Consider the following 24,131-nt stretch of genomic DNA (forward strand, 5'->3'; position numbering starts at 1 on the left):
CTAACTCTCGGCCCCGTTCGAGGCGGCGTCTCCGTGACACCTCCCGCAATCCGGCGGCGGCATGGCTGCCACCGCCTCACCAGGCCCGCGTCCACGGCGACGACGTTCTCTATACCGTAGTGCATCGATACATCAGGGTTCCAGAACGGGTCGTGCGGCCGTTCCCCGTCAAGGGGCGGCCGCACGTGGGCGGGTGGTGTGGTCAGACTCCTGCTCCGGCCAGCCCGGCCGCGATAGCCGCCGCGCTCTCGTCGCCCAGGAGCCGGCTGGTGGGGATCTCCACCCCGAAGTCCTGCTTCAGGATGCGCCGGAGCTGAACCGCCATCAGCGAGTCCAGCCCCAGGTCACGCAGGGGGCGCCGGGGGTCGACCCGGTCGACGGTGGTGCCGAGGACCGTGGCGGTGTGGATGATGAGCCGGTCCGCCACGGGGGGCGCCTCCAGCCGTACGGGCGGCGCGGTACGAGGGACCTCCGCGACGCGCACCGGTGCACCCCCCGACCGGAGCAGGGCGACCCCCTCGAAGTCGGCCAGCACCCGGCCGTCCGCCCCCGTGAGGACGATGTCGCACCGCCCGCCCTCCGCGTCGGCGTCCGGCGCGAACCGGGCCGTGCTCCAGAACTCGCCGGTGGGCTCGTCGGCCAGCAGGACCCGGTCGAAGGAGAGCGGCAGGTAGGTGTCCTGGGCGGCGCCGTCCCCGTGCGGCCAGGAGGCCAGCATGGTCAGCAGCGCGGCCTCCAGCGCGCCCACGGCTCCGGCGTCGGCCGGGGGCATCTGGAGCCGGGCCACCGCCTCGCCCTCGCGCCGCCACATCTGCCGTACGGCGCGCAGCGGCGGGGCGACGGAGTAGCCGCGGGCCTCGGCCCGGCGGTAGAACTCGGCGCCGGGCACGTACTCGGTGCAGCGGGTGAGCGCGGTGTCGAGGGTGACGGCCGCTGGCGCGTCCGCCCCCGGCCGGGCGAGGGCGCTGCCGGTCACGCAGGACACCGGTTCGGCGGAGCCGTCGGTGACCGCGGCGACCCGGAACTCGTAAGCGTCGCCGGCCCCTTGGTCCAGCCCGATCACCAGTGTCGTGGCGGCGGCCTCCGCGAGGGACGGCAGGGTGCCGCCGATCCGCACGTCCCGCAGCTCCACCGGGCCCGCGCCGACGAGGTCGCGCAGGGTCTCGGCCACCGCCTGGAGGTACAGCACGGGCGGTACGAGGGAGGCGCCGCGCGCGGTCACGCCCGTACCCAGCGCGGCGGCCCCGAGGCGGGACAGCCGGACCCGGCGCTCACCGAGCCCGGACGGTACGACGGGCTCGGGTGCGGCGCGGTACTCCTCGGTGTCCCAGGCGTAGGAGGGCAGCGGCACGCGCGGACCTTCGTCGCCGTACCGGCGGCGCCAGTCGACCGGGGCGCCCAGGGCGTAAGCGCGGCCGAGGGCGCGGGCGGTGGCCGTCGCCTCGCTCTGCTGCCGGACCAGCGTGGTCACGACGGTGGGCGGGACTCCGGCGTCCAGTTGGACGTCCTCGATCGCCCGGCCGAGCAGCGGATGCGGGCTGACCTCCACGAAGACCGGGCCGCGCTCCCGGACGACCTGCCGTACGGACTGAGCGAAGCGCACCGGCTCCCGCAGGTTGTCCGCCCAGTAGCCGGCGTCCAGCACAGCACCCTCGACGGGGGCGCTGCGGACGGTGGAGAACATCGGCGTGCCCGGCGCGGCGGGCGTGACCTCGGCGAGCCGGGCCAGCAGGTCCTCGCGGATCTCGTCCATCAGCGGGGAGTGGGAGGCCACGTTGACCTTGACCGTGCGGCACAGCACCTCGCGGCGCTCCAACTCCCGTGCGATGTCCGCGAGTACGCCGGGGTCACCGGCGAGGACGGTGGCGTTCGGGGAGTTCTCCACGGCGACGCACACCGTGTCGTCGTAGCCCGTCACCAGGGCGTGGGCCTGGTCCGGAGAGAGTTCGGTGGCGAGCATCGCGCCGCGTCCGGCGAGGCGTTGCATCAGGTCGCTGCGGCGGCAGATGACGCGCGCGGCGTCCCGTACGGACAGCGCGCCCGCGACGCAGGCGGCGGCCACTTCGCCCATGCTGTGGCCCACGCAGACGTCGGGGTCGACGCCGAGGGCGCGCCAGTGGGCGGCGAGGGCGACCTCCATGGCCCAGAGGACGGGCTGCACCAGCTCGACCGCGTCGGCGAGTTGGGCGTTGTCGTCCTGGAGCAGGTCGAGCACGGACCAGCCCGTCTCGGCGCGTACGGCTGCGTCGCACTCGGCCAGGGCGGTGCGGAACGCCTCGGAGGTGCGCAGGAGTTCGCGGCCCATGCCGGGCCACTGCGAGCCCTGGCCGGGGAAGACGAAGGCGACTTGGCGGGGACCGTCGAACCCGGCCTCGTGCAGTCCGCCGTCCGGGGTCGGGCGCCCCTCGGCCAGGTCGCGCAGTACGTCGGCCAGGGCGTCGTGGGTGTCGCCAACAGCCCAGAGGCGGAAGGGGTGGTGGTCGCGGCCGGTGGCGGCGGAGCGGCAGATGTCACCGAGGGCGTACCGGCGGCCGGGGCCCTCGGGGCCGAGGTGGGCCGCGTGGCGCAGAGCGAGCCGGCGCAGGGCCTCGGGGGTGCGGGCGCTGAGCACGAGCAGGTGCGGGCCCGCTTCGGGGGACGGTGCGGCGGGGCGCGGCTCGGGCACGAACTCCCCGATCACCGCGTGGGCGTTGGTGCCCGAGATGCCGAAGGAGCTGACGCCGAGCACGGCCCGCTCCCCCTTGGGCCGCAGCGGGGTGTTGCGGTCGGCCACGGCCACGGGGGCGTCGGTGAGCCCGTCCTGCGGTGCGGTGAGGTGGAGCGAGGCGGGGATCGTGCGGTGCTCGGCGACGAGTACGGCCTTGATGAGCCCGGCGATCCCGGCGGCGGCCTCGGCATGCCCGATGTTGGTCTTCACGGACCCGACCGGAACGGGCGCTCCGGAGTACCCCTGGCCGTTCAACACCTCGGTCAGCGCCCGCAGTTCGACCCCGTCTCCGACGGTGGTGCCGGTGCCGTGGGCCTCGACGTAGTCCACGTGGCCGACACCGGCGCTGCGCCAGGCCGTACGGAGCATCGCGGCCTGGCCGGAGACGGCGGGCTGGAGCAACAGGCCGCTGCCGTCACCGTCGTTGGTGACCGCGCTGCCGAGCAGCAGCGCGCGGACCGGGTCGCCGTCCGCGAGGGCGTCGGAGAGCCGCTTGAGGAGGACCACGCCCACGCCCTCGCTACGTACGAACCCGTCGGCCGAGCTGTCGCCGAACTTGCAGCGGCCGTCCGGGGACAGCATCCGGCCCTGCGAGTAGGCGACCGCGTCGGTGGGTGACAGCACGGCGTTGACCCCGGCGGCCACGGCGAGGTCGCACTCGCCGGTGAGCAGGCTCTGCCGCGCGCTGTGCACGGCGACCAGCGAGGACGAGCAGGCGGTGTCCAGCACCACGCTGGGTCCGCGCAGGTCGAAGGCGTAGGAGACCCGGCCGGAGGTGACGGCGCGCAGCCGGCCGCCCGCCATGGCCCGTACGTCGGCGGTGGCGGACCGCCCGGCGGCGTCGGCGTACTCGGCGGTGGCCTGACCGACGAACACCCCGGCGGCGCTCCCCCGGACCGTGGACGGCGGCACTCCGGCGTCCTCGAACGCCTCCCAGACGGTGTGCAGCAGCAGCCGTTGCTGCGGGTCCATGGTGCGGGCCTCGCGGGGCGAGATCCCGAAGAAGGCGGCGTCGAAGTCGTGCAGCCCGTCCAGGAAACCGCCGTGCCGGGAGATCAGCCGGTCCGGTGTGCCGGGCTCGGGGGCGTACCAGGCGCCGACGTCGAACCGGTCCGCCGGTACCGGGATCACCGCGTCGGTGTTGCCCACCAGCAGGGCCCAGAACTCCTCGACCCCGGCCGCCCCCGGAAATCTGCACCCCATGCCGATGATCGCGATCGGTTCCCCAGTGGTCATCGCAACTCTCCTCCCCCAGTCGGTGGTTCAAATCTATACCGAAGAACAAACTTGTGCCGGGGTCTTGATGATGAAGTCGCCGTTACAGCGGCATCACACACCCGCCGCCACCTGCGATCCCCAACTTCCGCAGCTCACACGGGTTTACACGACGGTGACCCGCTCGGCGCACGACGTTCACCCGCCGTACGGCAGCGCGATCACTCGACCACAGTCAGCTATTGAACTCCAGTACATGGATGTGCTTCAGTTGCGTCGCCAGCCGCCAGGAGCGCCTGCCGGCGGGGGATCGCCAGGAGCGAGGAGAAGGCATGCTGAAGACGCGCGAGCTGGGCCGCCGGGGGCTGAAGGTCTCCGAACTGGGCCTGGGCTGCATGGGGATGAGCCAGTGGTACGGCACCCCGGACGACCGGGAGTCGGTGGCGACCGTCCACCGTGCGCTGGAGCTGGGGTACACCCTGTTCGACACGGCCGAGGCGTACGGGCCGTACGACAACGAGGTGCTGCTCGGCCAGGCGCTCGCCGGGCGCCGTGAACAGGCCGTGATCGCGACCAAGTTCGGCTTCCCGATGAAGCTGAAGGACGGCACGACCGCCGAGGCCGACAGTCGTCCGGAACACATCGTCGAGGTGGTCGAGGCGTCCCTGAAGCGCCTCGGCACCGACTACATCGACATCCTCTACCAGCACCGCCTGGACCCCAGGGTGCCGATCGAGGACGTGGTCGGCGCCATGGCCGGCCTGGTGGAGCAGGGCAAGGTCCGCCATCTGGGCCTGTGCGAGGTGGGCGAGCGCACCATCCGCCGCGCCCACGCCGTGCACCCCCTCTCCGTGGTGCAGAGCGAGTACTCGGTGTGGGAGCGGAACCTGGAGGACGGGGTCCTGCCGGTGCTGCGCGAGCTGGGCATCGGCCTGGTCGGCTTCTGTCCGCTGGGCCGGGGCTTCCTCACCGGTGGCGTCCGGCGCGCCGAGGAGTACCCGGAGGACGACTTCCGCCACCACGACCCCCGTCTCCAGGGCGCCAACTACGACCAGAACACGGCGATCGCCCGGAAGATCAGCGAGGTCGCCGCGCGCCACGGCCTGACCCCGGCCCAGCTCGCCATCGCCTGGGTGCTGCACCAGGGCGACGACATCGTGCCGATCCCCGGCACCAAGCGGCGCACCTATCTGGAGGAGAACACCCGTGCCGCCGAGGTCCGCCTCGACGCGGACACGCTCGCCGAGATCGAGGTCGCCGTGCGCGCCGACGCGGTCGCGGGACCCCGGTACAACGACCGGATGATGGCGTACATCGACCGCTGATCCACCGGTCCGGCCCTGTGACCACTTCACCTTCTTCAGGCTTCTTCAGGCTTCTTCAGGAGCGACTGTGGACATACCTCACTGGCAGAAACACTGGCAGGCCCGCCGGGACCCGTTCGCGGAGGAGTGCCGCCAGGCGCGGGACGCCCTGCTGACCGACCTCAAGCAGCCGGGCCTGGCCCAGCGCCGGGTGCTGGACGACGTCATCGACATGAGCGCGGGCTCGGTGCACTGGCGGGAGAAGGGCTACTCGGCCGTCGCCGACGACCCGGACAGCTTCCGCTCGCTGGTCCCCGTGATGCGCTACGACGACTTCGTGCCCGAGATCCAGCGGGAGACCCGGACCAAGGGCGGCACCCTGACCTGCAGCCCGGTGCTGCGCTGGCTGAAGACGAGCGGCACCACCGGGGTGCCCAAGCTGGTGCCGTACACCCTGCACTGGCTGCTGACCTACCGCATCCCCGCCATGAAGGCGATGTGGGGCACGTATCTGGAGTACCACCCGGAGCTGCTGGCCCATCCGTACGCGACGCTGGACACGCAGACCGTGCGCGAGGACGTGTTCGACTTCGTGCACGGCATCGGCCACCAGGCGATCAGCAACCGGCATCCGCAGATCAACAGCCAGGACTGGAACCCGCCCTGGTACGAGTCGCCGTGGTTCGGGCCGGAGGTGCCGAGCGGCCACGAGGGCCGGATGTACCACCGCATCCGGCACCTGATCGGCAAGGACCTGCACTACATCTCGTCGATCAACCCGAGCACCCTGATCTCGCTGCGGGAGCTGCTGGCCCAGCACGGCGACCGGCTCGTACGGGACGTGCGGGACGGCACGCTGGAGGGGCGCCCGTACACCGCGCCCGACGCGGAGGGGGCGCGCAGGCTCGAAAAGGTGCTGCTGGACCGGGACTTCAGCCTCAAGGACGTGTGGCCCTCGCTCACGCTCTACACCTGCTGGCTGTCCGCGTCGGCCGGGCTGTACGCGGCCAAGCTGGAGGCGGTGCTGCCCGGGGTGGCCCGGCTGCCGTTCATGAGCTGCGGCACCGAGGGGGTCACCACCATCCCGGTGGACGACTCGCTGCACAGCCAGCCGCTCGCGGTGGGGCAGGCGTTCTTCGAGTTCGTCCCGGCCGAGGTGCCGCTCGGCGACCTGGTGGCGGCCGGCGAGCAGGTGGAGACGCTGCTGTTCGACGAGGTCGAGCCGGGCCGCGATTACCACCTGATCATGACGCAGGGCAACGGCCTCTACCGGCTGTGGACCGGGGACGTGTACCACGTGGACCGGATCGTGGACGGCACGCCCTGGGTGCACTTCGTCCACCGGGACGGCATCTTCCACTCGTTCACCGGCGAGAAGATCACCGAGTCCCAGGTGACCGGCGCCATCCAGCGCGGCCTCGCCGCCCACGGGCTCGGCGCCGGGCTGTTCATGTGCGGCCCGCGCTGGGCGGAGCCGCCGTACTACATCGTCGTCGCGGAGGTCCCCGAGCCGTCCGCGTCGCTGGACGCGAAGCTGTCCGGGGCGGTGGACGCCGCGCTGCACGAGATCAACATCGAGTACGCCTCCAAGCGGGACAGCGGCCGGCTCGGTGCGCTGGAGGTCGTCACGGTGCCCCGCGACGCCATCGCCGCGTACGTCGAGAGCCGCCGCCAGCAGGGCAACGCCACCCAGTACAAGTACAAGCCGTTCCAGCGGGACGTCGACTTCGTCGCCGCGCTCCACCCGACGCTGACCGAGGGGAACCGGACGTGATCGAGACCAAGAGGCCACCGCAGAACATCCGCCGCGAGATAGCCGGACTCCCGGTCGACGGCGCCGAGCTGGCCCTGCACCTGTGGCGCCCGCGCGGCCCGGTCAAGGGAGCGGTGTTCTACTTCCACGGCCTCCAGTCGCACGCGGGCTGGCTGTGGGAGGTCGGCCCGCAGTTCGCGGACAACGACATCGCCTTCTACGTACTGGACCGCCGGGGCTCCGGCATCAGCGGCGGCGACCGCCAGGACCTCCCCGACGCCGACACTGTGCTGCGGGACTACATCACCGCCCTGGAGCATGTGCGCGCCGCCATAGGCGACGAGGTACCGCTCTCCCTGTTCGGGCACTGCCTGGGCGGCTCCTTCATGGCGGCGCTCATGCACCACCCGGACTTCACCACCCGCTACGACGCGGCGATCTTCTGCTCGGCCTGGCTGGGCAAGCTGCACGCCACCCTCGACGACGGCCAACGGCAGGCCCTGGCAACGGAGTCGGGCACCGAACTGTGGGACGCGGGACTGCGGTCGGAGGACTTCACGGACGAGGTCCGCCACCGGCACTTCATCGACAACGACGACCTGGCGGCCCGCGCCCTGACCCGCCGCTCACGGGGCGTGCTGCTCGACCTGGAGTCGCGCTACATGCACTCCGGGCGCGAGCTTCCCCCGGTGCCTGCGGCCTACGTCTCCGGGGTCGGCGACCCGATCGTGGACCTGGACGACGCCCGCGCCACCTTCCGCCGGATGACCGGCTCGCACGGCGCGCTGATCCAGTTCGCCACCGACAAGCACTACCTCTTCTACACCGACGTCCGGGCCCGGCTGGTGGACTGGGCGTCCACCTTCACCCTGCTCCAAGGGCTGAACCGCGATGCCTGAACCGGCCGGCGCCACGCTGTACCGGGTCGAGCTGCCCATGGCGGTCGGCTTCGACCACCCGGCCAAGCGCCGCTCCGCCTCCGACAGCCTCATGCTGCGGCTGACGGTGGACGGCGCGACCGGGCTCGGGGAGTGCGCGCCCCGCGCCTATGTCACCGGCGAGACCAGCGACTCGGTGACGGCGGCGCTGCGGGAGGTGCCGCTGGACGCGGTGTTCGCCCGGCTGCGGTCGACCGAACCGTCGCTGCTGCTGGCCGAGTTGCTGCGGTCGGGGGTCGCCGGCACGTTCGGTCTGCGGGGCGGGGGCAACCTGCTCTGCCTGCTGGAGACGGCTCTGCTCGACCTGCTGGGGCGACAACTGGGTTCACACGCTTCGGCCTTGGTTCCGGGCTCACACCCGCGCACTCCCCCGTCTCTCCCGGTGTCCCAAGTCCTCGATCTCAGTCTCGATGTGGACGAATTCCTGGACACGCGGGGCCCGTTCCACTTCGTCAAGGTCAAGGCGGCCGACGACATCCGGCGCGATGCCCGTACGGTGGCCGCGATCCGGGCCCGGCTGGGCGAGCTGGTGCCGGTCATGGTGGACGCCAACATGAGCTGGTCGCCCGAGGAGGCTCCGGGCCACATGGAGGCGCTGCACACCGCCGGCGCCGACTGGGTGGAGGAGCCGCTGGCCAAGGGCTCCTGGGCCGACCTCGCCCGGCTGCGCGGCGGTACCGGGCCCCGCGTGATGCTGGACGAGTCGGTGTGCACCCCCGAGGACGCCGAGCGGGCGATCGCGGCCGGGGCGTGCGACGCCTTCAACGTCCGCGTGTCCAAGAACGGCGGCCCGGTGACCGCGGCCCGGCTGATCGGCCTCGCCCGCGGCGCGGGGCTGGCCTTCCAGGTCGGGGTGCAGGTGGCCGAGGTGGGCCCGCTGATCAACGCGGGACGCGCCCTGGCCTTCGCCCATCCGGACGCCCTCACCGTCGAGGCCGGCCAGTCCGACCTGTTCTTCCCGGAGATGGTCGTGGCGCCCCGCCCGGCCGTGGACCGGCGGACCAACACGATCACTCCGCCCCCCGGCCCCGGTTTCGGCCTGACCCCGACCGACCTCGCCGCCCGCTGGGTGACGGCGCACCGCACCGAGGGCGACCCGGTCTGGCGCCCGGTCCCCGCCCGCCCCCATGCGCACGCATGAACCGTACGAAGGATCACGCATGACGACGTCCTACTTCTCCGACCTGCTGGTGGAGTTCCTCAACCAGCAGGGCATCGACAAGGTCGCCTTCAACCCCGGCGCGTCCTTCCGCGGCGTCCACGACTCCCTGGTGCACACCGCCGAGGCGCCGGACATCGTGATGGCGTGCCACGAGGAGATCGCGGTGGCGCTGGCGCACGGCTACCACAAGGCGAGCGGCCGGCACATGGCCGTGTTCGTGCACGCCAACGTGGGTCTGCTGCACGCCTCGATGGCCATCTTCAACGCCTGGTGCGACCGGGTCCCGCTGTTCGTGCTCGGCGGCAACGGGCCGGTGGACGCGGGCAAGCGGCGGCCGTGGATCGACTGGATTCACACGTCGCAGAACATCGAGTCCGTCGTCAAGGACTATGTCAAGTGGTGCGACCAGCCCATCGGGCAGCGGGCCACCGTCGAGTCGCTCTACCGCGCCTTCAAGCTGATGAACACCCCGTTGCAGGCACCGGTGTTCGTGGCGCTCGACTTCGACGTGCAGGAACAGGAGTTGGCGGAGGGCGTACGGCTGCTGCCCGCCGCCGCCACCGAACCGACCCGGCTGCCCGCGCTCGGCGGCAGCGAGCTGGACCACCTCGTGGAGCGGTTGCGCGAGGCTCAACTACCGGTGCTGATAGTCGACTTCTCCGGCCGTGACCCGGAGACGGTCGCGCCGCTGGTGGCCCTCGCCGACGCGCTCGGGCTCGCCGTGGTGGACCGGGGCAACCGGATGAACTTCCCCAACACCCACCAGCTCAACGTCAGCAACACCGGCCTCCTGGACGCGGCCGACCTGGTAGTCGCGCTGGAGGTGCAGGACCTCGTGGGCGCGCTCGGCTCCTTCCTGCCCCTGACCGACGAGGGCCTGCCGGCGAACGGCGCCGAGGTCGTCACCCTGGGCTTCAACGAGCTGCTCACCAGCAAGTGGGCCGCCGACTACCAGCAGTTCGTCCCGGTGAGCCTCGCCGTGGCGGCCGACACCGGCCAGTCGGTGGCCGCGCTGCGCGAGGTGGCCGAGGACCCCGAAGGGCCGTTCGCGGCGGCCGAGTTCACCGAGCGCCGGGAGGAGCGGGTCAAGGTCCTCTCCGCCCTGCACACCGAGGCGCGGGCCGAGTGGGCGCGCCAGGCGGACGAGGCGGCGGGCCGGGAGCACATCCAGGTCTCCACGGCCGTGCAGGAGATCCACCGCGCGGTCCGGGACGAGGAGTGGGTGCTCACCAACACCGGCAGCCTCACCATCGACGGCTGGGTGAAGAAGCTCTGGCCGCTGGAGCGCCCCGGCAGCTATCTCGGCCTGAACGGCGGCGGCGGACTCGGCTACGGCCTGGGCGCCTCGGTCGGGGCGGCCCTCGCCCACCAGGGCGACGGCACCCTCTGCGTCGACCTCCAGGCGGACGGCGACTTCCTCTACACCCCGAGCGCGCTGTGGACGCTGGCCGCGTACGACGTACCGCTGCTGGTGATCGTCATGAACAACCGGCTCTACCTCAACTCCACCCAGCACGCCGAACGCATCGCGGACAACCGCGACCGCGACACCGGCCGCGCGCACATCGCCACCAGTTTCTACGACCAGCCGGTCGACTTCGTCACCCTGGCCGGGTCCTACGGCGTGCACGCGCTGCCCCGGGTGGAGCGGATCGAGGCCGTGGAGCCCACGGTGCGGGAGGCCGTCGCCCACATCAAGGAGCACGGCAAGCCCGTCCTGGTCGAGATCCTCATGGACTGACCCGGCCCGCCCCCCCCTGTCCGCCCTGGCCCGTACGGGCCGTGACCTCTCAAGGAGGTGTCCACCATGACGGTGGTCTTCGAATGCGTCCACGCGGGCGAGCGCCACTTCGGCCTCGGCCTGCCCGAACCCGAGGCTCCGCTGCGCCTGTACCCGCTGGGCGACGACACCCTGGCCGCCCTGGCGTCCGCCTCGGACGACACCACCGAGGCCCTGCTCGACCGGCTGACCCGCGACCGCACCCCGGTCGAGGCCGCCCGCGACGACGTCCGCCTGCTGCCGCCCCTGCTGCCCGCCCACCTGGGCGACGCCCTGGTCAGCGGCTTCATGATGACGCACAACGTGAAGGTCGACGCCGAGGTCCCCGACCAGCCCAACTGGTTCGTCAAGGGCCTCGGCGACGCCCTCAAGGTCCCCGGCGAGCCCCTCTCCGTACCCGCCGACGCCGTTCACGTCTGCGAGGAGGCCGAGGTCGTCCTGGTCTACATCGGAGACGCCGCCGGGGTGCCGAGGTACGCGGGCTACACCTTCGGCAACGATCTCACCGACATCGGCCGCTTCAAGCAGCACGCCGGGCATCTGTCGTACGCCAAGCTGTGCGACGCCGGGGTGGCGCCCTGGCTGCACCTCGGCGAGCCGCCGCGCTCGGTGACCGGGGAGGCGACGATCGAGCGGGACGGCGCCCCGGCGTGGAAGGGTACCTTCGCCACCGGCCTGGACGCCCTGCACTACGAGCTGCCGGCCCTGATGTCCCGCCTCTTCGCCTACCGCGCCCTGCACCATCCCGGCCGGGTGCACTACGTCTACCTGGGCGCCGACCGCAGCAGCTTCCACGGCGGCTTCCGCACGGCCGACGGCGACCGGGTCACCCTGGACTTCACCAGCCACGACGTCCGGCTGTCCCACCCGCTGGCGTGGTCGTCGTGAACGCGGTGCGCGAACTCTCGGACGGGGAGGCCGCGTTCGCGTACACGCATGCGCTGATGGGCGGCACGACCCAGGTCACCACGCAGGTGACGGTACGGGAGGACATCGCACCGGGGCGGCTGCACAAGGCTGTTGAGCAGTGGGCCGCTGAACTCCCGTTGCTCGGCCTGCGCATCGAGGAGCACGCGGACACCCTGTGGTTCGCCCAGGGTCCCGGCGTACTGCCCGACCAACTCCGCCACTCCACGCTGACCTCGCCGGACTCCCCCGACGACCTGCTGCGACGCGAGCTGAACGAGGTCCTGGAGACCGGCGCCCCCCTGTGGCGGCTGCACGCCGTACGCGATCCGAGGGCCGGGGCGACGCACCTGTACTTCACCCGCAACCACGCGATCTCCGACGGCCATTCGACGGGCGCGGTGATCCGGGCCCTGCTGGACGCCCTGTTTCCCTCGTCGGAGCCCAGCCCGTACGACGTGCGAAGGCTGCCGCCGGACGCGGACGGCCTCGCCTACCGGGCGCCGGCGGGGCAGCAGGGTCTCGTCCAACCTCCATCCGGGCGGCTCCCGTTCGCGGAACACCGACCCTGGGAGGAGCGTGGCGCGGACTTCGTCCCGTGCACGCTCACCCGAGCGGAGAGCGTGGCTCTGAAGGGCTGGTGCAAGCAACAGGGCGTGACCGTCAACCAGTTCTTCGCCGCCGCGCTCGCCGAGTCCTACGCGGAGGTCACCGGCCGTACCGAGGTCGGGATGTTCACCGCGGTGTCCCTGCGGCAGCGGTACGCGGACCTTCCGGACGTGGGCTGCTTCATCAACGTACTGCGGGTGCCGATGCGGCCGGGCCGGGGTGAACTGACCGGCCTGGCGCGGGAGTACGGCACCGCACTGGCGGCGGCCGACGCGGCCTGGCGGCCCCCCGTCCGCTCGCACGCGGCGATCCGGCGTGCGGTCGAGGAGACTGCGGCCGCCGGGTCGGCGCCGGGAATCTGCATCACGAACGTGGGAGTGGTAGACCCGGCGCTCGGTCCGCACCTGAACCGGGTCGGCGGCTATCGGACCATCGTCAACCGCACCGGCGCCAACTACGGCCTGGTCCTCCATCTGGGCACGCTGGACGGCACGTTCAGTCCGGCGCTCGCCTTCGGCACACCCGCCGTGGACCGGTCCCTGGCGCTGGACGTGGCGAAGGGGCTGCACGACCGGGCCGTGCGCCCTCAGGGGGCGGCGTGACCGAGCACCAGGTCCAGCAGGCCGGGGAACCGGGCGTCGAACTCCGGCTTGCGCAGCCGGTTGAGCCGCTTCGCCCCGGCGTCCCGCTGCTCCAGCAGCCCGGCCTCCCGCAGGACGGCGAAGTGGCGGCTCAGGGTGGCCTTGGTGACCGGTACGTCGAAGCTGCCGCAGGACCGCTCCCAGTCCCCGGCGCCGGCCAACTCCCGTACCAGGGTCTGCCGTACGGGGTCGGCGAGGGCGAGCAGGGCCGTCTCCAGCGCGACCTCGTCCGGGGCCGTGTGGACCGGCGGGGTGCGGTGGCTCGCCGCGTCCTGCTGCCGAGAGGTCTGTGCCGCCATGGCTGATCGCTCCGTCCCGTCTCACTCGATCCGTACACACCGGGCGCGTACGGATTGCAGAGTGTTCGATGATCTGCGTACACTCTGACTGTTCGCTCCTCGACGAACAGCCTACCGGAGCCGGTGGCGTACCGCCCTGCTCCCGCACTCGAGCCTCCCCTACGCCCGCTTCGGCACGCATGGAAGGAAGACCCGTGCCCCAGACCTCACCGCACAAGGCCCGCCCAGGACTGACCCTGTTCGCCGCGTGCCTCGGCTTCGTCGTCGTCATCCTCGACGTCAGCGTCGTGAACGTCGCCACCAAGGCCCTCGGCGCCGAGTTCGGCGGCAGCCTCTCCGGCCTGGAGTGGGTGATCAACGGCTACACCCTCACCTTCGCGGCCTTCCTGCTGACCGCCGGCGCCATGGGCGACCGCTACGACCCGAAGCAGATCTTCATGTGGGGCTTCGCGCTCTTCGCCGTCACCTCGCTGATCTGCGGCGCCGCCCCCACGCTGGTCGCGCTGATCGCCGCCCGGGTCCTCCAGGGCGTGGGCGCGGCGATGATCGTGCCGTCGTCGCTGTCGATCGTGAACACCAACTTCCCGGACCCCCACGAGCGCACCCGCGCGGTGAGCCTGTGGGCGGCGGCGGGCGGCCTCGCGCTGGCCCTCGGCCCGGTGGTCGGCGGTCTGCTGGTGGACTCGCTGGGCTGGCGCTCGATCTTCTTCGTCAACGTCCCGATCGCCGCGCTCGGCATCGTGCTGGTCCGGGCCTACGCCCGCCCGGCGCCGGCCCGTGACGTCTCCGTGGCCCGCTCGCTGGACCTGCCGGGTCAGTTGCTCGCCGTCGTCGGCCTGGGCGCGCTGACCGGGGCCATCGTGGAGGCCAACGCTCAGGGCTGGACCTCGGCCACCGTGCTGACCTGCCTGGTCGTCTTCGTGCTCGCGCTGGCCGGCTTCTTCGCCGCCGAGCGCCGCACCCACGACCCGATGCTGCCGCTGCACCTGTTCCGCCGGCACGCGTTCTCCGCGACCTCGCTCATCGGCGTGCTGCTCAACTTCGCCTTCTACGGCCTGATCTTCGTCTTCAGCCTGTTCTTCCAGCAGGTCTGGGACTACTCCCCGATCACCGCGGGCCTGGCGTTCCTGCCGATGACGGCCGCCATCATGATCGCCAACCTGTCCTGCGGTCCGCTGGTCAAGAAGTACGGTGCCCGGTCGGTACTGATCACCGGCAACGTCCTGGCCGCCGTCGGCTACCTGGCCACGATCCCGGTCGTCGGCTCGGACGCGTACGTGCGGATGGCCGTGCAGTTCGTGGTCGCCGGATTCGGCATCGGGCTGGTGGTGCCGTCCATGACCAACGCCATGCTCGGCTCGGTGGACCCCGCCAACGCGGGCATCGCCTCCGGAGTCCTCAACGCCTCGCGGCAGTTGGGCGGGCTCATCGGGGTGGCCGTCATGGGGCTGCTCGTGGGGCAGGCGTCCTCCGGGCACTTCCTGACCGGGCTGCGGGCGTCCCTGATCGCGGCGGTGGTCGCGCTCGCGGTCAGCGCCGGCCTGAGCACGTTCGGCCCGCGCAAGCCCCGGCCGGTGCCGGCGCCGGTCGACCTTCAGCCGGCCGAGGTCCACTGACCCGTTGGGAGCTGGGAGCGCGACATGCCTCACCTCGTACTCGAATACTCCGGCAACGTCCGTGACTCCGTCGATCCGGCGGCCGTCTTCGGCAAACTCCACAACACCCTTGCGGAGGCGGGCGGTTTCCGCCTCCAGGACTTCAAGAGCCGCGCGGTCCCGATGGACCGGTACCTCATCGGGGACGGCAGCTACGAGCAGTCCTTCGTGAACCTCGACATCAGGACGTTCGCCGGCAAGTCCGTCGAGGCGCGTGCCGCCATCAGCGAGGCGGCGCTCGCCGTACTGGCGGAGTTCTTCCCGGCCACCCTGCGCGAGACGGCCTGCGACATCTCCGTCCAGGTGACCGAGCTGGACCGCGCGAGCTTCGCCCGCACGCGGTCCGGCGACCAGCCCAACTCTCAGGAGCGGAACCAGTCATGAGCGCATACGCGGACCAGCGCGTCCTTGTCGTCGGCGGCACCTCGGGGGTCGGCCTGGCCTCCGCCCGCGAGTTCGCGTCCCAGGGCGCGGACACGGTCATCGTCTCCCGCAACCCCCAGCGGATCGACGAGGCGGTGACGGCCCTCTCCGGCCTCGCCGGCCCGGTCACCGGCCAGACCCTCGACATCCGCTCCGACGACGAGGTGGCCAAGTTCGCCGCCACGGCAGGTTCCTTCGACCACATAGTGGTCACGGCGGGCGAAACCCCGATGGGCCGCGTCGACACCCTGCCCCTGTCGGAGGCGTACGCGGCGATGGACAGCAAGTTCTGGGGCGCCTACCGCATCGCCCGCGCCGTCCACCCCACCCGCTCCCTCACCCTCGTCTCCGGCTACCTCTCCCAACGCCCCGGCCGCGCATCCGCCCTCCAGAGCGCGATCAACGCCGCCCTGGAGGCGCTGGTGCGGGGGCTGGCCCTTGAGGCTGCGCCGCTTCGGGTGAACGCAGTGTCGCCGGGGCTCCTCCGTACCCCGCTGTGGGACGGGCTCGATGCTGCGGCTCGGGACACGATGTACTCCTCCGCCGTGCAGCGGCTGCCGTTGGGGCGGGTGGGGGAGGCTTCGGATGTGGCGGAGGCGGTGCTGTTCTTGGCGGGGAATGGGTATGCGACGGGGACGACGGTGTTTGTGGATGGCGGGGGGATGATCGCCTGAGGCGGGGGCGAAGGGGAGCCCCAGTTGCGGGCCTCGCCGTGTCGGAGGCACCGGGCGCTGCATCAACTGGTCGGACTTCGTGACGCTCGCACAGCAGGCCGTCAACTGGGACAGGTCAGGGAGCGATGAGGCGGGTGGTGAAGCCGTCCCGGACGAGGGATTCGTACGCGTCCCGTACGCCCTCCGGGACCTCCTGCTCGGTGGCGAAGCCGAGCTTCGGGTATTCGATGATCCGCTGGAGGTCGCCGACGAGCATGTCCAGGACGAGCTTCTCGTCGCCGATGGACTTCAGGTAGTCGTCGAACTCCAGGGGCTCCGACGCGCAGAGGAACTCGATGCCGGGCCACAGCTTGCGGGCGGTCGCGTACGACCGGCGTTCCATGTACGGCTTGCAGATGAGCATCACCGTGGCCGGGAGGATGCCGGCGGCGGCCAGGACCTCCCGCGACAGGGTGATGTTCTGCCCGGTGTTGCCGGCGTTCGGTTCCAGCAGGATCGCCTCTGCGGGGACCCCGAGGCCGAGGGCGTGCTCGCGGAAGTGGACGGCCTCGCCGCGCGGGAACACCCTGACGGTGGTGGGGCTGTTGCCGCCGGTGAAGACCAGGGTCGGGAACAGCCCGGCGTGGTACAGCTCGGCGGCGTGGGTGGCGACGCCGAGGTCGTGGCTGCCCAGGCCGATCGCCACGTCGACAGGGCGCGGCTGGTGGTGCATCTGGTGGTAGTCCCAGATGCGCGCGGCCTGGTGCCACTGGTCCTCGGTGATGGTCTGCTGGTTGTCGCTCACGGCTCTCTCCCTGTCACCGTCGCAGGGGGCCGGCCGGCCCCTCGCTCATGGCCCTGACGCCCTCGATGCTGCGCAACTGGTGCACGAGTCCGTACCGCGCGGCCGTGCTGGTGGCCTGATCGAGGACGCGGAGCCCATCATCGCGGGTCGCGGTGTCGGAGAGCAGGATGTGGCCGTGGGCGGTGTCCAGCCGGACGCGTTCCATCGGCGAGTCGGTGTTCCCACTGCCACGGGCGACGTCGATGAAGTGCAGGGCCTGGTCGAGGTCGCCGGCGCCACGGCGGGCCAAAGCGACCTTCTGGTGGGCCACCGACCAGTCGTCGGGCTCGGTGAGATCCTCGAAGTCGCGGATCGCAGCCCGCATGACGCGGGTCGCGTAGTCGTGCCGGCCGTTCTTGCTCAGCGCCGTACCCACCCACAGGCGGGCCTTGGCGCGGTCTCTGCGGGACAGCCGGTCGTCGACGGCGAGGGTCTCGTAATGGCGGGCGGCGGTCTCCAGCTTGCCGGACATCTCCGTGACCACGGCGAGAGAGAGGTCGAGCTGCGCGATTCGCCGCGGGATGCCGAGCTGGACGAAGACCGCGCGAGCCCCGGCGTAGGAATGCTGTGCGGACAGCGGGCCGAGTAAGCAACCCTGGTCGCGTTTCAAGTCGCCGAGCAGCGCGGTCGAGCACCGGCGGCGGGCTGGGCGAGATGCCGCGCCGGACTGGCCATCTCGGACAGGAGCGTCTCGAAGCGCAGGTGGGCAGTGGCGTCCGCGCGTCCGAGGGCGGTGTCGAGCATGGCCTGGGTATCGGGCCTGGGTTCGGTTCCAGTGCGCTTGCTCTCCCACTTCGAGACCGTGGCGACGGCCACGCCGAGGTGCTCGGCGAAGGCCCGCACGCTCAGCCGCAGGGCGAGACGGAGCGCCCGGGTCTCCAGCCCGGTCCAATGGTGCACGGTCGCCACACGTCACTCCCTTCCACCAGCATCGAAGCAGAACGCGGGCGGGCGGCGGGACGAAAGTGGAACGGAAGTAGAACGGCCGGTGATTGGCCGCAGATTCGGCGGCATCCATGCTCGGAACCATGTCGCAACCCACCACGCGGCCTCGTCCGACCGGGCACCCCGGCTACAGCGAGACGCTGCCGCGCGCCCCCGAAAGCGCCATGACCGCACGCCGATTGGTACGCGCCGCCCTCTCCACGTGGGGGCTGAACGACCTGATGGACGACACCCTCCTGATCGTCTCCGAGCTCGTGGCGAACGCCGTACGGCACGCCCGCCGGGACTCGATCCGCGTAGTGGTGGAGCGCCGCACACCGCGCAGGGTCCGTGCAGCCGTGGCGGACTTCTCCCTTGACCGTCCCGAGCCAAGCCCGCCCACGGTTGACGCAGAAGACGGGCGCGGGCTCTTCCTCGTGATGACGCTCGCCATGAACTGGGGTACGGACGAGCGGCGGTGGGGGAAGGTCGTGTGGGCAGAACTGGAGGGACGCGGGTGACCGACGAGACCCCTACGCCCAGCCTGGCCCGAGCCCATCTGTCCCAACTGATCGAGCTGTTCGGCACGGACGGGTGCCTGCGGATCAGCACGGCGCCGGCCCACGACTGGGGCGGCTCGGCTTCGGATGTTGCCGTCGAGTGCGAGGAACCGGGTAACGACGAGCAGACCTAAGGGCTACTTGGACACTGACAGTTGAGACTGCGCCCGCGAGCGCCGACCGTCTAGGTCGAACGGGCGCAGCTCCGTCACGGACCGGTTAGGGACCGTACGCCCATCGACACAGCAGGCGCCTTCTAAGCGCTTGGCCGCAGGTTCGAGTCCTGCCGGGGGCGCACATCTCTGCCTTTCCGTCGGGGAGGGCTTTGCTGGTCAGGGCCAATGTCAGCCACGGCGACGAAGCCCTGGACGCGACCTGGAGTCACAGCTCATCTCCCCGTCAGCTCCTAGTACTCCAGCCGGACATCGTGGTCGGCCGTTCGGGGCGCCGGGGCTATCCGCCCCGCCCACGCGTCCAGGGAAAACTCTCTTCGGCGATGTCAGAGGCCTCTGTTAGTTTCATGCGGCGCTTGTGATCCACAAGCATCCAAAGATGCACAGGGGAGGGCCGCTTGACCATGTTCGGAAGGACAGGCAGACGCAGACGGATGGTGGTGGGGAGCTGCGTCGCCGCGCTGCTGGTCGCCGCTGCCGGTACGGCGCACGCGGTGGACAACCTGCCGCCGAAGCAGCCGCTCGTCCAGGACCTCCAGACGCAGAGCAAGGACTGCGCCACGGGCGACGACACGCCATATGTGCCGCAGCCGCCGAGGCTCAGCGCCATGTTGTACGACCCCGAGGAGGACAACCAGCCCAGCGAATCGAGCCCGCTCATCGGCGAGTTCGAAGCGTGGTGGACGGACGCGGCGGGAGCGGAGCAGCGCCGCACCTACACCACCGGCACCTTGTCGTCGGGGTCGCGTTTCTACTGGACGATGCCGACCGACCTCCCGGCTGACACGGTCGTCTCCTGGCATGTCCGCGCGAACGACGGCAAGGCGACCTCCGCTTGGAGCGATGAGGGCGACGGCTCGGTCTGCTCGTTCGTGTACGACGACGTGAACCCCGAGAAGGCGACGATCAGTTCCCCCGAGTACCCCAACCCCGACACGGTGTTCTGGGTGGACGGGGTGGGCGTCTACGGCCACTTCACCATGGACTCGCCTTCCGACGACGTGGTGTCGTACACGTACGGCTTCATGGGAGGCCCTTACGGGACCGTCTCCGCGGAGCGGCCGGGCGCAGCCGCGACCATTCCGTACCTGCCGCTCACTTCAGGGCCCAAGTCGCTGACGGTCCGCGCGATCGATCGGTCGGGCCGGAGCAGCGGCGAGGCGTCGTACGACTTCAACGTGAAGGCCGGGCGTGCGCCTGTCGCCCGCTGGAAGCTGGACGACCCGGCAGGCTCACGTTCGGCCTCCGCCGAGGTGGGCACCGAGGCACGTGCCGGCACCGGTGTGACCTTCGGTGGCCCCGCGCCCGCGGGGACCGGAGCCACCGCCACCGTCAGCCTTGACGGCAGCGGCCACGGCTTCCTCACCCCTGACGCGCCGGCCACCGACATCAGCAAGACCTTCGCCGTGAGCGCCTGGGTGCGGCCCGCCGAAACCGGCCGGAACATGACCGTCGCCAGCCAGGACGCGGACGGGAAGCCCGGCTTCAGCCTCGGGCTTCACAGCCAGGAGCCCGGCCCCGTGTGGTCGTTCGCGATCGGGGGCGCGCGGGTGTCCGGTGGCGCGCCGGAGACCGGCGAGTGGGCCCATCTGCTGGGGCTGTACGACGCGGAGACAGGTCGTGCGCAGTTGTACGTCAACGGCCATGAGGTCGGCACCGCGGCAGAGGCGAAGCCCGCCGCGGTGGCCGGCGCGTTCCAGATCGGACGTGCCCGCGGGACTACCGGCTATCGAGACCGGTGGCACGGTGACATCGGTGATGTACAGGTCCACGACCGGGTCGTGGTCCCGGACGAGGCAGCCGAACTGGGACTGCGCAAGCCGAAGCTACTCGGCCACTGGTCGCTGGAGAACGCGGCGGACGGCGCGAGTCCCGAGCAGTCGGACGGCGCCCCGCTGCGGCTCGGCACCGGAGCGTCGATCTACCACGGCTCCGACAATTCCTGCATCCCCGAGATCGACCCCGACTGCTCCTATGTACCACCGCCGCTCGTCGGCGACGGGCATCTGCGCCTGGACGGCGAGACCGGGTACGCCGCTGCCGGCGGGCCCGTCGTGGACACCGGGGACAGTTTCACCATCGGCGTCGTCGTTCGCCTCGCGGACTCCGAGCCGGCCCACCCGATGACCGTGCTCTCACAGGCCGGCGAGCACACCGACGCGTTCAAGGTGCGCTACGAGCCGTCCACATATAGCTGGCAACTGGTGATGCCGGAGAAGGACGAGGTCGGAGCCCCCGAGCGGGTGGTGTCCCAGATTACGGGCGCGGACGGCGGCGAGGGACAGGGTCATCGACTCGCCGTGGTCTACGACGACGGGACCGACACGATCAAGCTCTACCTCGACGGGCACACGAACGACCAGGCGACCGCGACCCTTCCCAACGGCTGGCACAGCACCGGTGCCCTCCAGATCGGCCGGGGCAAAGCCGGTGACGGCTGGGGCGAGTACCTCCACGGCGATGTGGACGAGGTGCAGGCGTACTCCGGTGCGCTGCGAGACAAAGACGTGATCGGCCTGGGCTGGACCACGAATCCCTGTCTGTGCTGATCTGTTCGTGCTGAGGCCGAAGGTCTAGCTCTCCGATGGCCCGCCGAAACCCAGTTCTGGCGGGCCGTCGGCTGCCGACTCCGCTCACCCCACCACCCCCTCAAACACCCCGAACGTCCCCCCGTCGAACAACACGAACCGCACCTCCTCCACCCCCGTATCAGCAGCCCGCACCGTCTCCACCGCGACCTGTGCCGCCTCCGGAACGGGCCACCGGTACACCCCCGTGGAGATCGCCGGGAACGCGACCGTCCGTGCCCCCACCTCATCCGCCACCCGGAGCGACTCCCGGTAGCAGGACGCCAGCAAAGCCGGATCGGAGCCGGGCCCCTGCCACACCGGACCCACCGTGTGGATGACCCACTCCGCCGGGAGATCGCCCGCCGTCGTGGCGACCGCCTCGCCCGTGGGGAGGCCGCCGCCGTAGCGGGAGGCGCGGAGGTCGCGGCAGGCGTCCAGAATGGCGGGGCCGCCCCGCCGGTGGATCGCTCCGTCCACCCCTCCCCCGCCCAGCAAGGACGAGTTCGCCGCGTTCACGATCGCGTCCACCCGCTGCTCCGTGATGTCGCCCTGGACGAGCGTGATCCTGGTCATCGTTGCCTCAGCCTTCTCCAGACGTCCTTGGCCGCGTTGTGGCCCGACATGCCGTGTACCCCGGCGCCGGGCGGGGTCGCGGAGGAGCAGAGGAAGACGGCGGGATGGGGGGTGCGATACGGGAACAGAGTCGGGCGGGGGCGCAACAACAGTTGGAGGCCGTCCACCGCGCCGCAGGCGATGTCGCCGCCGATGTAGTTCGCGTTGCGGGCCGCCAGTTCCGGTGGGCCGGCTGTGGCTCGGGCCAGGACTCGGTCGCGGAAACCCGGGGCGAAGCGCTCCAGTTGGCGTTCGATCGCTTCCGTCAGGTCGCCCTGCCAGTTGTTGGGGACGTGGCCGTAGACCCAGAAGACCTGCTTGCCCTCGGGCGCCCGGGTGGGGTCGGCCACGCTGGGCTGGACCGTGATCAGGAACGGCGGGTCCGGGGCCCGGTCCTCGCGGGACGCGGCACGCAGGGCGCGGGCGATCTCGGCGCGGTTCGCACCCAACTGGACCGTGCCGGCGACGCGGGCCTCGGGGGCGGTCCACGGGACCGGGCCGTCCAGGGCGTAGTCGATCTTGAAGACGCTGGGGCCGTAGCGGTAGCCGTCGTAGTAGCTGCCGAAGCCGGCGATGCGGGCCAGGGCCGTGGGTGAGGTGTCGAAGATGTAGGCGCGGGCCGGGGGGAGGTCGTCCAGCCGCTTGACCTCGTAGTCGGTGTACACCTTGCCGCCCAGGTCGAGCAGGTACGCCGTCAGCGCGTCCGAGATCGACTGGGAGCCGCCCAGCGGGACCGGCCAGCCCCGCGCGTGTGCGGCGAGCGCGAAGACCAGGCCGATCGCGCTGGTGGCGAACCCGCTCAGCGGGGCGATCGTGTGGGCGACCAGGCCGGAGAACAGGGCCTTGAAGCGCTCGTCGTGGAAGCGGCTCATCAGGGCCGTCGCGGGCGGCAGGCCGGCCAGGCCGAAGCGGGCCAGGGTGACCGGGTCGCGCGGCAGCGCGGTCAGCGGGAGGGACATGAAGTCCCGCAGCAGGGTGTCCCAGCGTTGCAGGAATGGCGTGATCAGCCTGCGGTACGCGCCCGCGTCGCGCGGGCCGAAGGACGCCGCGGTCTCCGCGACCGAGCGGGCCAGCACCGCCGCGCTGCCGTCCAGGAACGGGTGGGCCATGGGCAGCTCGGGGTGCAGCCACCGCAGCCCGTACCGCTCCAGCGGCATCGCGCGGAACGCGGGCGAGTTGACGCCCAGCGGATGCGCGGCCGAGCAGGGGTCGTGCCGGAAGCCGGGCAGCGTGAGTTCCTCGGTGCGGGCGCCGCCGCCCACGGTGGACCGCGCCTCGAAGACGGCCACGGAGAAGCCCCGGCGGGCCAGCTCCACGGCGGCGGTCAGCCCGTTCGGCCCCGCCCCCACCACGACCGCGTCCAGCATCGACGGCACCTTCCGACCCCCTCGTCAGCCGATGGCAACTCGGATCAGCATAGGCCGGGGCACCCTCACCGGCCCCGGCCGCTCCTCTCACCCCGTGCGCAGCAGCTCCCCCACCCGACGGGCCGTGGCGGCGTCGCGGGCGGCGGTGAACGGCAGCGCGTTGCCCCCGGTTATCCGGAACGGCTCCCCGGTGAGCGTGAGGTGGGCGCCGCCCGCCTCCTCCACCAGCAGCAGGCCCGCCGCGTGGTCCCAGGCGGCCTCCCAGGAGAACGCCACGGCGTCGGTCTCGCCCCGCGCGATCGCCAGGTACTCCAGCCCCGCCGAGCCGCAGGAACGCGGGGCGACCCCGTCGGTCCACAGGGCCCGCAGCGCGCGCTTCTGGTCCTCGGTGGTGTAGTCCGGGTGCGAGACGGCGACCTTGAGGTCCCGGCCCGGCTCGGGCGGCCCCGCGAAGAGCCGCTCCCCGTCCAGGAAGGCGCCCTTGCCCCGTACGGCGGTGGCGAACTGGTCCCGGACCGGCGCGTATGTCCAGGAGGCCAGCACGGTGCCCCGGTGGGCGAGCGCGACCAGGGTGCAGAAGCCGTCGTTGCCGTGCACGAACTGGCGGGTGCCGTCGACCGGGTCGATGATCCACACCGGTGCGTCGCCCCGGACGGCGTCGTACGTCGCCGGGTTCGCGTGCACCGCCTCCTCGCCGACCACGACCGAGCCGGGCAGCAGGGCGCTCAGCTCCTCGGTGAGGCGCCGCTCGGCCAGCCGGTCGGCGTCGGTCACCAGGTCGTGCGGCCCGCTCTTCTGGTCCACCTCGTGCTCGGCCAGACGGCGGAAGCGGGGCAGGATCTCGGTGGCCGCTGCCTTGCGGATCGCCTCCTCCACGTCGGCGGAGTGGTGGGCGAGAAACTCCTCGATGGTTCCGGTGTCGTCGATCATGTGTCCATGAGACCACGGTCCGGCGATATCCCCCTCCCGGCTGTGGATAACCTCCCGGACCGCTGGCGAGTGGGCGCTCACCTGCGGTCCGCTCACACAAGGCCGG

At 71.6% G+C, this 24,131-nt stretch carries 21 protein-coding genes and 1 tRNA gene; 14 read left to right on the forward strand and 8 right to left on the reverse strand.

The features are described 5' to 3' along the window. Positions 1–202: 202 nt before the first annotated feature. Positions 203–3,943, reverse strand: a complete 3,741-nt coding sequence (locus E5083_RS14830; RefSeq protein WP_135786154.1) for a type I polyketide synthase — start codon at positions 3,941–3,943, stop codon at positions 203–205. Positions 3,944–4,254: 311 nt separating this feature from the next. On the opposite strand from E5083_RS14830, the gene E5083_RS14835 reads away from it, so the two are divergent. The 7 genes from E5083_RS14835 (at position 4,255) to E5083_RS14865 (ending at position 12,976) form a co-directional block, all read left to right on the forward strand. Beyond that, a complete protein-coding gene (locus tag E5083_RS14835; RefSeq protein WP_135786155.1) occupies positions 4,255–5,247 on the forward strand; it encodes an aldo/keto reductase in 993 nt (330 codons plus the stop codon). Positions 5,248–5,314: 67 nt separating this feature from the next. After that, positions 5,315–7,000: a GH3 family acyl-acid amido synthetase gene (locus E5083_RS14840; protein ID WP_135786156.1), complete on the forward strand. Its 1,686-nt coding sequence runs from the start codon at positions 5,315–5,317 to the stop codon at positions 6,998–7,000. Beyond that, the gene (locus E5083_RS14845; protein ID WP_135786157.1) at positions 6,997–7,878 is read left to right on the forward strand and encodes an alpha/beta fold hydrolase; all 882 of its coding nucleotides are present in this window, start codon (positions 6,997–6,999) and stop codon (positions 7,876–7,878) included. Before E5083_RS14840 ends, E5083_RS14845 begins: the two co-directional genes overlap by 4 nt. Next, complete coding sequence (locus E5083_RS14850; protein ID WP_135786158.1) at positions 7,871–9,058, forward strand: enolase C-terminal domain-like protein; 1,188 nt, start codon at positions 7,871–7,873, stop codon at positions 9,056–9,058. The genes E5083_RS14845 and E5083_RS14850 overlap by 8 nt, the downstream gene beginning before the upstream one ends. Before the next feature lie 19 nt (positions 9,059–9,077). Continuing rightward, on the forward strand, positions 9,078–10,820 hold the full coding sequence (locus tag E5083_RS14855) for a thiamine pyrophosphate-binding protein (protein WP_208754053.1): 1,743 nt from the start codon (positions 9,078–9,080) through the stop codon (positions 10,818–10,820). 66 nt (positions 10,821–10,886) lie between these two features. Then, positions 10,887–11,747 (forward strand): FAH family protein, encoded by an 861-nt coding sequence (locus E5083_RS14860; protein WP_135786160.1) that lies wholly within the window; start codon positions 10,887–10,889, stop codon positions 11,745–11,747. Further along, the gene (locus tag E5083_RS14865; protein ID WP_137984211.1) at positions 11,735–12,976 is read left to right on the forward strand and encodes a phthiocerol/phthiodiolone dimycocerosyl transferase family protein; all 1,242 of its coding nucleotides are present in this window, start codon (positions 11,735–11,737) and stop codon (positions 12,974–12,976) included. The genes E5083_RS14860 and E5083_RS14865 overlap by 13 nt, the downstream gene beginning before the upstream one ends. Here the strand turns inward: E5083_RS14865 and E5083_RS14870 are convergent. Next, on the reverse strand, positions 12,961–13,314 hold the full coding sequence (locus E5083_RS14870) for an ArsR/SmtB family transcription factor (RefSeq protein ID WP_135786162.1): 354 nt from the start codon (positions 13,312–13,314) through the stop codon (positions 12,961–12,963). The two genes, E5083_RS14865 and E5083_RS14870, sit on opposite strands and share 16 nt — an antisense overlap. A gap of 194 nt (positions 13,315–13,508) precedes the next feature. On the opposite strand from E5083_RS14870, the gene E5083_RS14875 reads away from it, so the two are divergent. Genes E5083_RS14875 through E5083_RS14885 form a run of 3 tightly spaced genes read left to right on the forward strand, consistent with a single transcriptional unit; the run spans position 13,509 to position 16,066 of the window. Continuing rightward, positions 13,509–14,930, forward strand: a complete 1,422-nt coding sequence (locus E5083_RS14875) for an MFS transporter (RefSeq protein ID WP_244317505.1) — start codon at positions 13,509–13,511, stop codon at positions 14,928–14,930. Positions 14,931–14,954: 24 nt separating this feature from the next. Continuing rightward, entirely contained in the window at positions 14,955–15,353 is a 399-nt protein-coding gene (locus E5083_RS14880; protein ID WP_135786164.1) for a 5-carboxymethyl-2-hydroxymuconate Delta-isomerase, read from the forward strand. Continuing rightward, positions 15,350–16,066 carry an SDR family oxidoreductase gene (locus E5083_RS14885; protein ID WP_135786165.1) on the forward strand — a complete coding sequence of 239 codons (717 nt, stop codon included), beginning with the start codon at positions 15,350–15,352 and terminating at the stop codon, positions 16,064–16,066. The genes E5083_RS14880 and E5083_RS14885 overlap by 4 nt, the downstream gene beginning before the upstream one ends. 115 nt (positions 16,067–16,181) lie before the next feature. Here the strand turns inward: E5083_RS14885 and E5083_RS14890 are convergent, their stop codons facing one another. The 3 genes from E5083_RS14890 to E5083_RS32255 are packed head-to-tail and all read right to left on the reverse strand — an operon-like array spanning position 16,182 to position 17,789. Beyond that, on the reverse strand, positions 16,182–16,850 hold the full coding sequence (locus tag E5083_RS14890) for a YdcF family protein (protein WP_135786166.1): 669 nt from the start codon (positions 16,848–16,850) through the stop codon (positions 16,182–16,184). A gap of 13 nt (positions 16,851–16,863) precedes the next feature. Further along, positions 16,864–17,499: a hypothetical protein gene (locus E5083_RS14895; protein ID WP_425276726.1), complete on the reverse strand. Its 636-nt coding sequence runs from the start codon at positions 17,497–17,499 to the stop codon at positions 16,864–16,866. After that, entirely contained in the window at positions 17,496–17,789 is a 294-nt protein-coding gene (locus E5083_RS32255; protein WP_425276727.1) for a helix-turn-helix domain-containing protein, read from the reverse strand. The genes E5083_RS14895 and E5083_RS32255 overlap by 4 nt, the downstream gene beginning before the upstream one ends. A 128-nt stretch (positions 17,790–17,917) precedes the next feature. On the opposite strand from E5083_RS32255, the gene E5083_RS14900 reads away from it, so the two are divergent. From E5083_RS14900 to E5083_RS14905, 4 genes are all read left to right on the forward strand, one after another. Beyond that, on the forward strand, positions 17,918–18,334 hold the full coding sequence (locus tag E5083_RS14900) for an ATP-binding protein (protein ID WP_135786167.1): 417 nt from the start codon (positions 17,918–17,920) through the stop codon (positions 18,332–18,334). After that, complete coding sequence (locus tag E5083_RS31210) at positions 18,331–18,507, forward strand: hypothetical protein (RefSeq protein WP_167513547.1); 177 nt, start codon at positions 18,331–18,333, stop codon at positions 18,505–18,507. The genes E5083_RS14900 and E5083_RS31210 overlap by 4 nt, the downstream gene beginning before the upstream one ends. A 98-nt stretch (positions 18,508–18,605) precedes the next feature. Continuing rightward, positions 18,606–18,668: transfer RNA gene (locus E5083_RS31215), tRNA-Ser, on the forward strand. A gap of 282 nt (positions 18,669–18,950) precedes the next feature. After that, the gene (locus E5083_RS14905) at positions 18,951–21,095 is read left to right on the forward strand and encodes a LamG domain-containing protein (protein ID WP_244317506.1); all 2,145 of its coding nucleotides are present in this window, start codon (positions 18,951–18,953) and stop codon (positions 21,093–21,095) included. A gap of 84 nt (positions 21,096–21,179) precedes the next feature. On the opposite strand, the gene E5083_RS14910 is transcribed toward E5083_RS14905, so the two are convergent. The 3 genes from E5083_RS14910 to E5083_RS14920 form a co-directional block, all read right to left on the reverse strand. Further along, positions 21,180–21,689, reverse strand: a complete 510-nt coding sequence (locus E5083_RS14910) for an O-acetyl-ADP-ribose deacetylase (protein ID WP_135786168.1) — start codon at positions 21,687–21,689, stop codon at positions 21,180–21,182. Further along, a complete protein-coding gene (locus E5083_RS14915) occupies positions 21,686–23,104 on the reverse strand; it encodes a phytoene desaturase family protein (protein ID WP_208754054.1) in 1,419 nt (472 codons plus the stop codon). The genes E5083_RS14910 and E5083_RS14915 overlap by 4 nt, the downstream gene beginning before the upstream one ends. Positions 23,105–23,182: 78 nt before the next feature. Next, entirely contained in the window at positions 23,183–24,025 is an 843-nt protein-coding gene (locus E5083_RS14920) for an inositol monophosphatase family protein (protein WP_135786170.1), read from the reverse strand. Between the last annotated feature and the right edge of the window lie 106 nt (positions 24,026–24,131).

Source organism: Streptomyces bauhiniae, from assembly GCF_004784475.1.
In the GTDB taxonomy this organism is placed as follows: domain Bacteria; phylum Actinomycetota; class Actinomycetes; order Streptomycetales; family Streptomycetaceae; genus Streptomyces; species Streptomyces seoulensis.

Excerpts from the sequence above, each read along its gene's own strand:
- E5083_RS14870 (WP_135786162.1), bottom strand. The coding sequence starts at position 13,314 with ATGGCGGCACAGACCTCTCGGCAGCAGGACGCGGCGAGCCACCGCACC.
- E5083_RS14920 (WP_135786170.1), bottom strand. The coding sequence starts at position 24,025 with ATGATCGACGACACCGGAACCATCGAGGAGTTTCTCGCCCACCACTCC.
- E5083_RS14830 (WP_135786154.1), bottom strand. The coding sequence starts at position 3,943 with ATGACCACTGGGGAACCGATCGCGATCATCGGCATGGGGTGCAGATTT.
- E5083_RS14905 (WP_244317506.1), top strand. The coding sequence starts at position 18,951 with ATGTTCGGAAGGACAGGCAGACGCAGACGGATGGTGGTGGGGAGCTGC.
- E5083_RS14885 (WP_135786165.1), top strand. The coding sequence starts at position 15,350 with ATGAGCGCATACGCGGACCAGCGCGTCCTTGTCGTCGGCGGCACCTCG.
- E5083_RS14900 (WP_135786167.1), top strand. The coding sequence starts at position 17,918 with ATGTCGCAACCCACCACGCGGCCTCGTCCGACCGGGCACCCCGGCTAC.
- E5083_RS14860 (WP_135786160.1), top strand. The coding sequence starts at position 10,887 with ATGACGGTGGTCTTCGAATGCGTCCACGCGGGCGAGCGCCACTTCGGC.
- E5083_RS14850 (WP_135786158.1), top strand. The coding sequence starts at position 7,871 with ATGCCTGAACCGGCCGGCGCCACGCTGTACCGGGTCGAGCTGCCCATG.
- E5083_RS14910 (WP_135786168.1), bottom strand. The coding sequence starts at position 21,689 with ATGACCAGGATCACGCTCGTCCAGGGCGACATCACGGAGCAGCGGGTG.
- E5083_RS14855 (WP_208754053.1), top strand. The coding sequence starts at position 9,078 with ATGACGACGTCCTACTTCTCCGACCTGCTGGTGGAGTTCCTCAACCAG.
- E5083_RS14880 (WP_135786164.1), top strand. The coding sequence starts at position 14,955 with ATGCCTCACCTCGTACTCGAATACTCCGGCAACGTCCGTGACTCCGTC.
- E5083_RS14835 (WP_135786155.1), top strand. The coding sequence starts at position 4,255 with ATGCTGAAGACGCGCGAGCTGGGCCGCCGGGGGCTGAAGGTCTCCGAA.